General features: G+C 64.5%; 16 protein-coding genes. 9 read left to right on the forward strand and 7 right to left on the reverse strand.

Annotation, left to right across the window (positions count from 1 at the left end):
• Positions 1 to 40: 40 nt before the first annotated feature.
• From IVB32_RS17450 to IVB32_RS17470, 5 genes are all read left to right on the forward strand, one after another.
• Positions 41 to 835, forward strand: a complete 795-nt coding sequence (locus IVB32_RS17450; RefSeq protein WP_247410785.1) for an ATP12 family protein — start codon at positions 41 to 43, stop codon at positions 833 to 835.
• A 57-nt stretch (positions 836 to 892) separates the two neighbouring features.
• Positions 893 to 2,494 carry a flagellar hook-length control protein FliK gene (locus tag IVB32_RS17455; protein WP_247410786.1) on the forward strand — a complete coding sequence of 534 codons (1,602 nt, stop codon included), beginning with the start codon at positions 893 to 895 and terminating at the stop codon, positions 2,492 to 2,494.
• Complete coding sequence (locus tag IVB32_RS17460; RefSeq protein ID WP_085351295.1) at positions 2,491 to 2,751, forward strand: EscU/YscU/HrcU family type III secretion system export apparatus switch protein; 261 nt, start codon at positions 2,491 to 2,493, stop codon at positions 2,749 to 2,751. Before IVB32_RS17455 ends, IVB32_RS17460 begins: the two co-directional genes overlap by 4 nt.
• Positions 2,752 to 2,819: 68 nt before the next feature.
• Complete coding sequence (locus IVB32_RS17465; protein ID WP_085364670.1) at positions 2,820 to 3,638, forward strand: penicillin-binding transpeptidase domain-containing protein; 819 nt, start codon at positions 2,820 to 2,822, stop codon at positions 3,636 to 3,638.
• Positions 3,639 to 3,700: 62 nt separating this feature from the next.
• Positions 3,701 to 4,357 carry a hypothetical protein gene (locus tag IVB32_RS17470; RefSeq protein WP_085384236.1) on the forward strand — a complete coding sequence of 219 codons (657 nt, stop codon included), beginning with the start codon at positions 3,701 to 3,703 and terminating at the stop codon, positions 4,355 to 4,357.
• Positions 4,358 to 4,464: 107 nt separating this feature from the next.
• Here IVB32_RS17470 and IVB32_RS17475 read toward each other — a convergent pair whose 3' ends face one another.
• From IVB32_RS17475 to IVB32_RS17485, 3 genes are all read right to left on the reverse strand, one after another.
• The gene (locus IVB32_RS17475) at positions 4,465 to 5,460 is read right to left on the reverse strand and encodes a dienelactone hydrolase family protein (protein WP_247384457.1); all 996 of its coding nucleotides are present in this window, start codon (positions 5,458 to 5,460) and stop codon (positions 4,465 to 4,467) included.
• A gap of 112 nt (positions 5,461 to 5,572) precedes the next feature.
• Entirely contained in the window at positions 5,573 to 6,133 is a 561-nt protein-coding gene (locus tag IVB32_RS17480) for a hypothetical protein (protein ID WP_247410787.1), read from the reverse strand.
• A 104-nt stretch (positions 6,134 to 6,237) separates the two neighbouring features.
• Positions 6,238 to 6,642, reverse strand: coding sequence for a DUF4260 domain-containing protein (locus tag IVB32_RS17485; RefSeq protein ID WP_085360828.1), 405 nt, complete (start codon positions 6,640 to 6,642; stop codon positions 6,238 to 6,240).
• A 149-nt stretch (positions 6,643 to 6,791) separates the two neighbouring features.
• On the opposite strand from IVB32_RS17485, the gene IVB32_RS17490 reads away from it, so the two are divergent.
• Both IVB32_RS17490 and IVB32_RS17495 read left to right on the forward strand, forming a co-directional pair.
• Positions 6,792 to 8,324 (forward strand): acyl-CoA carboxylase subunit beta, encoded by a 1,533-nt coding sequence (locus tag IVB32_RS17490; protein ID WP_007603066.1) that lies wholly within the window; start codon positions 6,792 to 6,794, stop codon positions 8,322 to 8,324.
• 453 nt (positions 8,325 to 8,777) lie between these two features.
• A complete protein-coding gene (locus IVB32_RS17495; protein WP_085360832.1) occupies positions 8,778 to 9,125 on the forward strand; it encodes a hypothetical protein in 348 nt (115 codons plus the stop codon).
• 10 nt (positions 9,126 to 9,135) lie between these two features.
• On the opposite strand, the gene IVB32_RS17500 is transcribed toward IVB32_RS17495, so the two are convergent.
• Positions 9,136 to 9,288, reverse strand: coding sequence for a hypothetical protein (locus IVB32_RS17500; RefSeq protein ID WP_018456483.1), 153 nt, complete (start codon positions 9,286 to 9,288; stop codon positions 9,136 to 9,138).
• Positions 9,289 to 9,384: 96 nt separating this feature from the next.
• A complete protein-coding gene (locus IVB32_RS17505) occupies positions 9,385 to 10,032 on the reverse strand; it encodes a glutathione S-transferase family protein (RefSeq protein ID WP_085360833.1) in 648 nt (215 codons plus the stop codon).
• A gap of 129 nt (positions 10,033 to 10,161) precedes the next feature.
• Here IVB32_RS17505 and IVB32_RS17510 point away from each other — a divergent pair, with 129 nt between their 5' ends.
• The gene (locus tag IVB32_RS17510) at positions 10,162 to 10,476 is read left to right on the forward strand and encodes a hypothetical protein (RefSeq protein WP_018456485.1); all 315 of its coding nucleotides are present in this window, start codon (positions 10,162 to 10,164) and stop codon (positions 10,474 to 10,476) included.
• A gap of 128 nt (positions 10,477 to 10,604) precedes the next feature.
• The gene (locus IVB32_RS17515; protein ID WP_247385072.1) at positions 10,605 to 10,883 is read left to right on the forward strand and encodes a twin-arginine translocation signal domain-containing protein; all 279 of its coding nucleotides are present in this window, start codon (positions 10,605 to 10,607) and stop codon (positions 10,881 to 10,883) included.
• 147 nt (positions 10,884 to 11,030) lie between these two features.
• Here IVB32_RS17515 and IVB32_RS17520 read toward each other — a convergent pair whose 3' ends face one another.
• Positions 11,031 to 11,282 carry a hypothetical protein gene (locus IVB32_RS17520; RefSeq protein ID WP_247410788.1) on the reverse strand — a complete coding sequence of 84 codons (252 nt, stop codon included), beginning with the start codon at positions 11,280 to 11,282 and terminating at the stop codon, positions 11,031 to 11,033.
• Positions 11,283 to 11,485: 203 nt separating this feature from the next.
• Positions 11,486 to 12,493 carry an alpha/beta hydrolase gene (locus IVB32_RS17525; protein ID WP_276576742.1) on the reverse strand — a complete coding sequence of 336 codons (1,008 nt, stop codon included), beginning with the start codon at positions 12,491 to 12,493 and terminating at the stop codon, positions 11,486 to 11,488.
• Positions 12,494 to 12,679 lie beyond the last annotated feature (186 nt).

Genomic DNA, 12,679 nt, shown 5'->3' on the forward strand with positions numbered 1-12,679 from the left:
CTTACAAGCCTAGCATTGAGTGATCAGGGCCGAAAACCAGATGCGCGAATTGTTCGATGAAGCTGCGGGGCGATCCCCGCTTGATCCGCAGGAGTTGGTCCGCCAGGCCTCGCGCGTGCCGCTGCGCAAGCGCTTCTACAAGGAGGTGGGGGTCGCTGAGGCTGAGGGCGGCTTTGCCATCACGCTTGACGGCAAGGCGATCCGCACGCCGTCCGGCCGCCAGGTGATCATCCCTGCGCGCGTGCTAGCCGACGCAGTGGCTGCCGAGTGGGCGGATCAGAAAGAGACGATCAATCCCATGACGATGCCGCTGACGCGGATCGCCAATAGCGTGGTCGAGGGCGTCGTCGACTGCGTCGATCTCGTCAGCGACGACCTCGCAAAGTATCTCCAGTCCGATCTGCTGTTCTATCGCGCCGGCCATCCCGAGGGGCTCGTCGCCCGCGAGGCCGCGCATTGGGACCCCGTGTTGTTCTGGGCCGCGGAGACGCTGGGAGCGCATTTCATCCTGTCGGAAGGCGTCATGCCTGTGACGCAGCCGGAGGCGGCCGTCCAGGCCGCGCGTGCGGCGCTGCCGGGGGATGCCTGGTCGGTCGCCGCCCTCCACGTGATCACCACCCTGACCGGCTCGGCCCTGCTGGCGCTGGCGCTGGCCCATGGCGTGCGCGATGCCGGCCAGGTCTGGGCGGCGGCTTATGTCGATGAGGACTGGAACGACGAGAAATGGGGCGTGGACGAGGAAGCGGCCGGCCGCCGCGCCGCCCGCCTCAGGGACTTTCAGGCCGCCGTGACGGTTTTGGCCGCTGTGAACCCGCCGGCGGCCAAAGGTCCTTAACGAGAGGTTTACGAGGGCGGCCTTAGGGTAGGGCCTACGCTCCCCGGGCCCCTCGCCATGCCGACGCCGATAAGCTCGATCGTTCCCGTCAGTGCCGCCAGCCCTGTTGCTGACGCGGTGACGCCCGATCTTGTGCTGCAGGCCGGCAGCATCGTCGACGCAAGAGTCGTCAGCGTGCTCGCCGATAATCTGGTGCGGATCGCGATCGCCAACCTGTCGATGGATGTGATGTCCGAGGTGGCGCTGGCACCAGGCCAGAATCTCCAGCTTGCGGTGTCGCAGAACGGCGGCACCATCCGGCTCGCCGTCATGGGCGGGGGAGGCGAGGCGACCGCCGATCAGGTCACGCTGACGCCGGCTGCGGCCTCGCTGGTTGACAGCCCGCCGATTGCTCCGTCGGCGAGCGCGGGACGCAACGTGCTGACGCCATCGGAGCAGGTCGCCGTTACCGCAGCTTCGGCCGAGGCGGTCACAAAGCAGGGCAGCCAGGCGCCGCTGTTCGCCAATCTGGCCGCGGTCGTCACCGGTAGCGATCTTCCGGCGGGGCTGAAGCAGGCGATGCTGGGCGTGCTGGCGCAGCAGACGCCGCTCAACACCGGGCTCGATGGCGGCGACATTGAATCCGCATTCCAAAAATCCGGCCTATTCCTCGAAGCCTCGCTCGCCGAGGGCGCGACGCCGTCCTCCGGCACGATGCCAGACCTGAAGGCGGCATTGCTGGTGCTGCGCCAAACGCTGACGACGCTCGAGGCGATTGCGCCACAGGCGCAAGGTGCCGCCCTTCCGGCTGGTACCGTGGCGACACCGCAGCTCACTGCCGCGGAGACGCAGGCCGCATTGCCGGCAACCGAACCCGAGATCGCCCAATCACCGCAAATGCCGCGCAGCGTCAATATCGCAGCCTCTGTGTTGGCGGACATCGCTGGCGGTGCTCCGCAGGCCGCGGTGCCGCGGGCCATGACCGCAGGCCTTGCCGCGACCCTCCTGCAAGAGATCACGCAAGGTCTGCCGCGAATGACGGGAAACGTGCCGGGCTCGAACAAGGCCGTACCCGACGGACATATTTTCGAAGCCGCCGCGCGCGCGACGCCACCACCGGTTCGCGGCGCGCTGCCGTCGCCGCAATTCATTGCCTCGCCGTCACTCGTACCGGATACGCCGCTCGCTGCGACCGTGCATCGCCTGCTCGATGACACCGATGCCGCTCTCGCGCGCCAGACGTTGCTCCAGGTTGCTTCGCTCCCCGATCGCACCGACGCCAGCGGTCACAAGATTGATCCGAGCGTGCCGCAGTGGAATTTCGAGATTCCATTCGCAACGCCGCAGGGCACGGCAATGGCGCAGTTCGAGATCTCGCGCGACGGCGGCAATGAATCCGCCGATCCCGCCAGGCGCGCCTGGCGCGCGCGCTTCACGCTGAATGTCGAGCCGGCCGGCCCCGTGCACGCTTTGATTACGCTCAACGGTGACAAGACCTTCGTGCTGCGGATGTGGGCGGAGCGGCCGACGACCGCACAGCAGCTTCGCGCCGGAATCGGCGAGCTCAACCAGGCACTGACCAGGGCCGAGCTCAAGCCCGGCGACATCCTGGTCCGCGATGGCACGCCGCCACAGCCCGCACCGGCCCGCGCCGGCCACTTTCTGGATCGCGCTACATGAGCGACCCGTCGAAGCTTGCGATTGCGCTGCATTACGAGAGGGGCAGCAACGCGCCGGTCGTCGTCGCCAAGGGCAAGGGCACGATCGGCGAAAAAATCGTCGAGATCGCCAAGGCCAACGACATCCCGATCGAGGAGAACGAGATCCTGGCCGGTGCGCTCTCCAAGGTCGAACTCGGCGAGGAGATCCCGCCGGACCTCTACAAGGCCGTCGCCGAGGTGCTGGTGTTCGTGCTGCGGCTGTCGGGCAGGCGGTAGCTGTCATCGTTTCACCACTTAGCGGCTGCATGGTCGCGGCCATCTTCATCGCGTAACGGACATCGCCAGTGCTTACCCGCCGTTCCACTCTCGGCCTTCTCGCCGCAACCGCGATCCTGCCATCGCGTGCATTCGCTCACGTCGCGCCACCGCGAAATGAAATCCGTGACAGCCTCGCAAAGCGCTTCACTGACCTCGGCACGGCGGGGACGTTCGTCGGCTACAAGGTCGAGGACTATCTGGTCGTCGCCAGCGACAAGGAACGTTCGGGCGAGGCGAAGCTGCCGGCTTCGACCTTCAAGATTCCGAACTCGTTGATTGCGCTCGAAACCGGCGTGGTCACTGACCCCGACAAGGACGTATTTCCCTGGGACGGCGTGAAGCGTCCGATCGAGGCCTGGAACAAGGACCACACGCTGCGCAGCGCGATTCTCGTCAGCGCGGTGCCGGTCTATCAGGAGATCGCGCGCCGGATCGGGCAAGAACGCATGCAAAAGTACGTCGATCTGTTCGACTATGGCAATCGCGACATCGGCGGCGGCATCGATCAGTTCTGGCTCACCGGCGCCTTGCGCATCGATCCGGTCGAGCAGGTCGATTTCATCGACCGGCTGCGCCGCCGCGCACTGCCGATCTCGAAACGCAGCCAGGATCTCGTCGCTGACATCCTGCCGGTTACCAAGGTCGGCGATAGCGTCATTCGCGCCAAGTCCGGGCTGCTTGGCGCCGAGCGCGGCGAGCCATCGCTTGGCTGGATGGTGGGCTGGGCCGAGAAGGGCGAAGCGCACACCGTGTTCGCGCTCAACATGGACTGCAAGGAGCCGCGCCTGGTCGGAGAGCGCATGCCGCTGACGCAAGCCTGCCTTGCCGAGATCGGCGCTATCTAGCGATACCGCGCTGGCGCCGCTCGACTAGCATCCCCCGGGTCAAGAAAAACCGGGAGGAGAACATGAACTCAACGCCACTCTGGCTGCCGTCGCTCACGCTTGCCGCCGCAGGCGGCTGGCTCGCCGCCACGATGTTTGCCGGTCCCGCCACCAGCAGGGAGCCGCGCTTTCCTCAGCTCACCATGGACCAGCTCGACGCCAAGCAGAAGCCCCTCGGCGAGCAGATCATGAAGGTCTCGAGCGTCGGCATCGGCGGTCCCTACAATCCGATGATCCGCAGCCCGGTGCTCGGCCAGCGTCTGTTCGACCTATTCCACTATCTGCGCTGGGAGACCTCGGTCCCGACAAAACTCAACGAGTTCGCGATCCTGATCATCGGGCGGCAATGGCGCTCGCAGGTGGAGTGGTACGCCCATGCGCCGCTCGCGGCGAAAGCGGGGCTGTCGCCCGACATCGTCGCGGAGCTGAAGGCCAATAAGCGGCCTGCGAACATGGCCGAGGACGAGGCCGTCGTCTACGACTTCGTCACCGAGCTCACCGCGACGAAGAAGGTCGGCGACGAAACCTTCGCGCGCGCGAAGAAGGTCTTCAACGACCAGCAGATCGTCGACCTCACCGCGGTCGCCGGCAATTACGTGATGGTCGCGATGTTGCTCGCAATGGCCGAAGAGACCGTGCCGCCGGACAAGCAGGAGCCGTTCAAGCCGGGCGAGCCGTAGCCTTCGTCATTGCGAGGAGCGAAGCGACGAAGCAATCCAGACTGCCTCGGCGGAAAGATTCTGGATTGCTTCGCTGCGCTCGCAATGACGGAACATGTCGCGCTGGCCTAACCCAGCTTGAACAGTGCCTGCAAAAACTCCTCAACGGCCTTGCGCGACTCGGCGGCAGTCGTTGGATTGCCGCCGACATGCGGATTGAGCTCGACGCAAGCGTCCTGGTAGGTGAACGGCGCTTTCGTATCGGCGTTCATCAGCACGCCGCCGTCGCCTTCGCGGATCTGGCAGTTGCGCACGGTCTGCGCACCCGTGGACACGGCAACCGTATTGACGCCGAGCAGCCCACTGTCAAAACCATGCGCGCTGTCGGGGTATTCGGTCAGCACCACGTCGCGGCCGGCCGTCCTGAGCCGCTCGATGAAAGCCTTGCAGCTCTTGACGGGATTGTAGTCGTCGGGCGTGCCGTGGAAGATGCGGATCGGGCGCGCGGCGATGTCCGTGTCGTTCTGATAGGTCGTCGAACAGTCGGGGTAGAAGGGAATGTAGGCGGCGAACTGGATGCCGGACTTGTTCCAGAGCTTGTGGAAGCGCTCGAGGCTCGCATAAAGCGTCGCCTGTCCGCCGCGTGAAAAGCCCATCAGCACGATGCGATCCGGATCGACGCGGGGATGCTTTGCAAGGATCTCCAACGAGCGGTAGATGTCGATGACGAGGTTGAGCCGACCGAGCAGGGCCTGGTTCGGCCCCACCACCGTCAGCCCGCGGCCGGTAAAGCCGTCGATCACGAAAGTCGAGATGCCCATGGCGTTGAACGCGTGCACCCAGGCTTCGGTCGTTGCGCCGACGCCGCTCGAGCCGTGCATCAGCACCACGACGGGGAGTTTTCCGCTGCCTTGCGCCACGCGCAGCTCGCCGGCGACCGTCACCGGCTTGCCGGCCGCGGCGTCGCCGCTGAGGAATTGCTGGTCGGAGAGGGTGAGCGAGGGGATCGGGTAGATCTCGGCGCGGGTGGCGACTTCCCGGGGAAGCGATTGTGCGTTGGCGCCCATGCCGACGAACAGCGTTGAAATGCAGAGCGCCATGGCGACGCGGAATGCCGTCGGCATCGGATCCTCCCCCGTGATTTTCAGTGAGTAGAACAACAGGCCCGCGCGCTGTCAAATTGACGCAAGCCGGCGGTTCGCCTCAGGCGGTGTCAGGCTTCTTCACCGTCAGCGCCTAGTCGATCGCAAAACCGCCAATCTCGCTCATCGCCTGCGAGATGACGTCGCCCTTGCGGGCAAAGCCGGCAGAGAGGACATCGAACTGGGTGCGCGCCAGCCGCAGCACCTCGATTGGCACGGAGATGGCGGTCTCGTTGAAGCTGTCGACCGAGGCGTGCAGCGTCTGCAGCTCGCTTGTGAGCTTGCCGATATGGCTCTCGGCGTGCTGCATCAGGCCGAGCAGGCTGCCGCGCTTGGCATCGAATGCCGCGCGCTCGGCCGCCGCGGCCGCGGTGACCTCGGCAAGCTGGCTGCGCAGCCCGTCGATTTGCTTGACCATGGCGTCGGACGCCATCTCACCGGCCTCGCGCAGGTCGCTGTTGCGCGTGTTCTCTTCGTGCTCCCGGTGATAGAGCCGTTCCGCCGACATCGCCCGTTGCGTCAGCGACTCGATCAGCGCGGCCGCGCGCAGCAACATCTCGCCGTTCCGCCCCGACACCATGCTGGCCATGCGCCGCAGGAAGTCGGTGGTTTCGGACGATGGGTTCGGCGGCAGTGGAACGACCGTCGCGGACATGAGGTGATGCTTGCAGCCGGAAATGATGAGGCCTGATCGCAAGCCTGGAGCAAGCCTGAATCGCCGCGCCCGGTCAACCGGGCGGGACCAGATTTGCAACTGCGTCACGTATCCTTCTGCCAGCCGATCCGGCCGAGATGGGTGAAGCCGAACCCGGCCGAATATTTCAGGCCGTAGCCCAGTGCCCGATCGATGCCGATATGGGCGAGCCAGATCAAGGCGATGGACAGGGTGAGTGGCGAGGCGAGGCCGAAGCCGAGCGTCAGCAGCGCGACCGGCGCCATGTAGCTGTGGGCGGCGTTGTAGACCATCGCGCCGAGTTTGGCGTCGGCAAGATAGGCGAGGAAGCTCAGATCGGGGACAAGGAAGAGCAGGGCAAAGACTGCCCAAGAGCCGTCCCAGGTCCAGTAGAGCATCACCATCCCCACAAACAGCGTCAGGCCTTCCAGCCGCAGCAGGATGTTGACGCCGCCCGTCGCCGCGCCGGTCTCAGCCGTTCCTTCGGTCATGCTCGTCTCCCAGGCAAAACTTTGTAATTCCTTGCGCTTTCCCGCTGCGGCAAGGCAGCCCTGCGGGGCCGAAAGCCGCTTCCCGGCCCGCAAAATGCCGTGTTAGAACCCCCGGCAATCGCATTTAGGCTAAGAACTGGCGGGAGCAAATGAAGAACATCCTGGACGCCCTTGAAGACCGTCGCGCCGGCGCAAAGCTCGGCGGTGGGGAGAAGCGCATCGAGGCGCAGCACGCCCGCGGCAAGCTGACCGCGCGTGAGCGCATCGAGCTCTTGCTCGACAAGGGATCGTTCGAGGAATTCGACATGTTCGTCGAGCACCGCTCCACCGAATTCGGCATGGAGAAGAACAAGGTGCCCGGCGACGGCGTCGTCACCGGCTGGGGCACCGTCAATGGCCGCAAGACCTTTGTCTTTGCCAAGGACTTCACCGTGTTCGGCGGCTCGCTGTCAGAAACGCACGCGCTGAAAATTACAAAGCTTCAGGACATGGCGATGAAAGCGCGTGCGCCCATCATCGGCCTCTATGATGCGGGCGGCGCCCGCATCCAGGAAGGCGTCGCAGCACTCGCCGGCTATTCCTACGTGTTCCGCCGCAACGTGCTCGCCTCCGGCGTAATCCCGCAGATCTCCGTCATCATGGGCCCCTGCGCCGGCGGCGACGTCTATTCGCCTGCGATGACCGACTTCATCTTCATGGTGAAGAACACCAGCTACATGTTCGTCACCGGCCCCGACGTGGTGAAGACCGTCACCAACGAGGTCGTCACCGCGGAAGAGCTTGGCGGCGCTTCCGTGCATGCCACGCGCTCCTCGATCGCCGACGGTGCCTTCGAGAACGACGTCGAGACGCTCTTGCAGATGCGGCGCCTGATCGACTTCCTGCCGTCCAACAACACTGACGGTGTGCCGGAATGGCCGAGCTTCGACGACATCGGCCGCGTCGACATGTCGCTCGACACGCTGATCCCCGACAATCCGAACAAGCCCTACGACATGAAGGAGCTGATCCTGAAGGTCGTGGACGAGGGCGACTTCTTCGAGATCGCGGACGCTTTTGCCAAGAACATCGTCACCGGCTTCGGCCGTATCGCCGGCCGCACCGTGGGCTTCGTCGCCAACCAGCCGATGGTGCTCGCCGGCGTGCTCGACTCTGACGCTTCGCGCAAGGCGGCGCGCTTCGTTCGTTTTTGCGATGCCTTCAACATCCCGATCGTCACCTTCGTCGACGTGCCGGGCTTCCTGCCGGGCACCGCGCAGGAATATGGCGGCCTGATCAAGCATGGCGCCAAACTGCTGTTTGCGTACTCGCAGTGCACCGTGCCGCTGGTCACCATCATCACCCGCAAGGCCTATGGCGGCGCCTTCGACGTCATGGCCTCCAAGGAGATCGGCGCCGACATGAACTACGCCTGGCCGACCGCCCAGATCGCGGTGATGGGCGCCAAGGGCGCGGTCGAGATCATCTTCCGCGCCGACATCGGCGACCCCGACAAGATCGCCGCCCGCACCAAGGAATACGAAGACCGCTTCCTCTCCCCCTTCATCGCCGCCGAGCGTGGCTACATCGACGACGTCATCATGCCGCACTCGACCCGCAAGCGGATCGCGCGGGCGTTGTCGATGCTGAAGGACAAGAAGGTGGAAACGCCGGCAAAGAAGCACGACAATTTGCCGTTGTGAGGGCGCACTTGTAGCCCGGATGAGCGTGGCGACATCCGGGTTTTCTATCCAAGTCCCGCATGTCGCTTCGCTCATGCGGGCTACCGGAAGCAGGGGAGTGCGGTGACACGGCAGCGCCTGTCTCGATAAGCGAATGATTTGCGAATTGGAAGCAGGACAGGAGTGGTTGCTCTCCGCGCCAGCGTCGCGGAGACTTCTGTCACTCATTCGAAGCCGCCTGCAGTCGATCACTCGGAATGTCTACATCGTTCGCCATATTACAGAGCAAACAGAGGATTTGTACGATATCCTCGTTGATGGTTCGATGGTCGTTCAGATTGAAGTTCCGCGCGATGTGAGCGGCGCTGAGATACTATTCGAGAAAAGTGACGTTAAGGAATACTTGGGGTCTCATAGGCAGCTCACGAAGCCCGATCGTCGCAAACTAGAACTCGCGATTGAACTTGCTCAAAGATGACTGAAGACGATCCGACCGACGAAATCTCAGACATCGAAGCGCGGATCGAGGCTTTGGCCGAGATCGCCGAGCGATGTCGGAAGTACATCCTGGCATCCAAGCTCGCGATCGGTGGCGGTGCTGCGCTGTTGCTGATCACGATCCTCGGCTTGCTCGGAATGGGCCAGACCGCCGCGCTCGGATCGATCGCTCTGGTGCTCGGCGGGATCGTCTCGCTCGGTTCGAACATCAGCACGCTGCGGCAGACGGAGAGCGCGATCGGGGATGCGGAGGCGCTTCGGTCTCAACTGATCAGCCGCATTGACCTTCGCGTGGTCGCCGATACGCCGATGAAGCTCGTGTAACCGAGCAGCCTTACGCCGCAGCCCTGCGCGACAGCACCTGCAGCTCTTCACGGCATTCGGCTGCGAACGCCTGAAGCTGCTCCGCGGTTTGCCGGTCGAGGATCGCCTTTGCCAGCCGTTCGGCGCGGGCAAGCTGGTCTCTGAGATATGCGATGCGGGCCATGTGTCACCTTCCGCAGGGTTGATTTGATGGCCGTGACCCTACGGCCATCGCCGGATTCATTATGTGAGGCACGTCACACCTCCCGCGGGCGCGGCGTCAGCGGGTCGCATCCGCCGCAGCGAAATGCGCCATCTGGTCGGCGTGGGCTTTGGCGAAGGCCGGGCGGGCGGTGGCGCGCGCGACGTAGGCGCGGCAGGCGGGACTGTCCGCGAGCCCTTCGAACTGATCGACGATGCGCAGCACGTCTGACATCAGGATGTCGGCGACGGAGAACGTGCCTGCCAGCCATTCGCGGCTTGCCAGCACCGCCTCCATGTGCTTGAGGCGGAGCTTGAGGAAGTCGTCGACGAATTTCCACGCGGCCGTATCGCTCGGATGACCCATGAACTTCGACATCGTCCAGGGCAGGCTCGCCATCTCCACCGAATTGAGCGCGGCGAACAGCCATTCCGTGGCTTCGTTGCGGCCGCGCGGATCTGATGGCATCAGCTTCGCGCTGAGGCCGCCGAGATGCAGCAGGATCGCGCCGCTCTCGAAGATCGAGAGATCGCCGTCGGTCAGCCACGGCACCTGCCCGAACGGCTGGTGCGCAAGATGCTCGGCGCCGCGCCCGTCGAACGGCGCGCTCGCGACGCGATAGGGCAATGCGGCCTCTTCGAGCGCCCAGCGCACCCGAAGGTCGCGCACGAAACCGCGCGGGGGCGGGGGAACCCAGTCGAAGGTGGTGAGCGTGAGGTCGGGCATGTGGTGTCTCCGTCTGCTGTTCAGGCATAGGACGGGTGAGAGATGCGCGTTCCGACACCGGTGCCGTCCTTTTTTGTCGTCGCCGACGTCATCGGCTAGTCTCACCCCAAACAACAGGAGGAAAATCCGATGCCGTCAGCCTTCTTCGTCGTCCGCGCCGTCGTCACCGATGCCGGCAAGCGCGCCGCCTTCGACAGGTGGTACGAGACCGAACATCTGCCCGACGCGATGAAGGCCTTCGGCGTGAGCAAGGCCTGGCGGTTCTGGAGCCTCGACGATCCCTCACTGCATCAGGCGATGTATCAGTTCGCGAGCGAGGCTGCGCTGCACGCCATGCTGAAGGGCGAAGCGCTGACGCAACTGGTGGCCGATTTCAACCGCGATTGGCCCGACGTGACGCGCACGCGCGAGTTGCTGGTGCTGGCGCAGGAGTTTGGCAAGTAGCGCCCGGCGGCGGGCTGTCACCGTCGGAGTCGCAGCGAAGCTGAACGCGCGATTCAGCTTCGGTTCATGTCGTCACCACGACACTCGCCTCTGCATCACTGGCACGACCATCCAAGAGGAAAGAAGTCATGGAGCGCCGGAACTTTTTAAAATTTGCAATCGGTGTCGCGGCCGGAGCTGCCGCGTTCACGACCGCCGCAAAGGCTGCGCCGCTGGCGCCGCAGCCGCTCGGTGACCCCCGCATGCCGCAAGGCAATCCCGACGCTCATCTCGCAGTCACCAGCAGCGAAGAAGCCGCGCAGTTGAAGCCGGAGCAGGTGCACTGGCACGGCCGCCATCGCCATTGGGGTTGGCGCCGCCGTCACTGGGGCTGGCATCGCCGGCGATGGCACCGCCGCCATTGGTAAGCTTCGCGCACCAGGCTTGAACGGGGACCGCGATCGGCGGTCCCCGTTCTGATTCGAAACATCCCGGTGCGACGTCAGGCGCTCAAAAAGAAAATGGCCGCGCAGGCTTTCGCCGCGCGGCCATTTCGCAATGCGAAAAAAACGAGATCAGAACGGGCGGCAGCGGCCGGCGTACCAGCGGAAGCCGTAGGGGCACATGCGGGCGCGCGGCACGACCACGACAGGGGCTGGCGCAACCACGATCGGACCCGGGCGGACAACGACCGGACCGCGCATCGGGCGGCAGCCGCCATAGGCGCCGCGATACCAGCCGGGGCCGCAACCGCCGGCGGCGCTGGCCGCCTCGCTGAAACCAACGACCGCGCTGGCGAGCATCACGGCGGCAAACAGGTATTTCATTTGACCTTCCTTCTCGTCCTTGGGTGTAGGTTTTGGGGGCAGGTAGGAGGGCTTGGCGCTTTTCGGCGCACCATGAATCAAAAGACACGATTCGACACGTTAAAATCGCAACATGCCGACACGACGCCAGCCAAATCTGCCAATCATGACCTGAATGCGGCATGAACATTCCCAGCACGCGGATCCGGACGGCAGCAATGACGCTAGCGGCCGAGAAAGCCCAGGACTAGCTCCCTGTACTTCTCAGGCGCCTCGAGGAAGACGAGATGGCCGGTGTCCGGGATCACCTCGGCCCGCGCATTCGGCATCTTCGCCGCGAGTGCCTTCGCCAGCTCGGCGTTCTCTCCCATTTTCGCGCGCAGCGCCTCCGGTGCGCTCAGTCGGCCCGGCGCGTTGTGGTCGTCGGCGCCCATGATGAATAGCGTCGGCTCGGTGATCAGTGCGATCTTGTGCGCCACCGGCTCACGATAGATCATCTGGCCGGAACTGACGAAGGCACGCAGCCAGCGCGGATAATCCGGGCTGCCCTTGATGTTGAAGCGGGCGTCGATGAACGGCGTGATCGCGTCCGGCGGCAGCTTGATCGCATAATTGGTCTGAAGCTGCTTGCGATAGCCATCGGCCGTGAGCTTGTCCTCGGTCTCGATGATCTTCTCGGTCGGCGTCGGCGGTACATAGAGGCGGTAATCTTCCAGCCCGATCGGGGCCGTCAGAACAAGGTGGGCGACGCGGTCGGGAAAGGCGCGGGCGATGCGGACGCCCAGCATGCCGCCGAGCGAATGGGCGACGATCTCGGCCTTGTCGATCTTCAGATAATCGAGCAGCGCGATGGTGTTGCGCGCCAGATTGTCGAAATGCAATTCGCCGATCGGCTTGGAAGATTTGCCGAAGCCGATCTGGTCCGGCACCACGACGCGGAAGCCGGCCTCGCTCAGCATCTTGATAACAGGTGCCCAGTAGCTCGACGGGAAGTTGCGCCCGTGCAGCAGCACGACGGTGCGGCCGTTCGGCTGCGCAGGCGGCACGTCCATGTAGGCCATGCTGAGCTGCTCGCCGTCATTGGTCAGAGGCAGCAGGTGTACGGGATAGGGATAGGCAAAGCCTTCGAGCGCGATGCCGTAGGGTTCGCGCGGGGCGGTGTCGGCGGCGTGGGATGTAAGAGGAGCGGCGAGAAGAGCCGTGCAAAGCACGGCCGGGAGGAGGCGGATCATTGAAGGCTCTGAGTCATGTTGGCGCTAGGAGACACATTCTCCGTCATGCCGGGCTTGGCCCGCCTGCGCGGCCGAAGCCGCTTCGGCGAGGCGAAGGCCCGGGCATCCACGTGGTGCCACGCAAACTGCACTAAAGACGTGGATGGCCGGGTCAAGCCCGGCCATGACGACGAGAGACGCTTACAC

The sequence above is a fragment of the Bradyrhizobium sp. 23 genome (genome assembly GCF_023073295.1).
Taxonomy (GTDB): domain Bacteria; phylum Pseudomonadota; class Alphaproteobacteria; order Rhizobiales; family Xanthobacteraceae; genus Bradyrhizobium; species Bradyrhizobium canariense_D.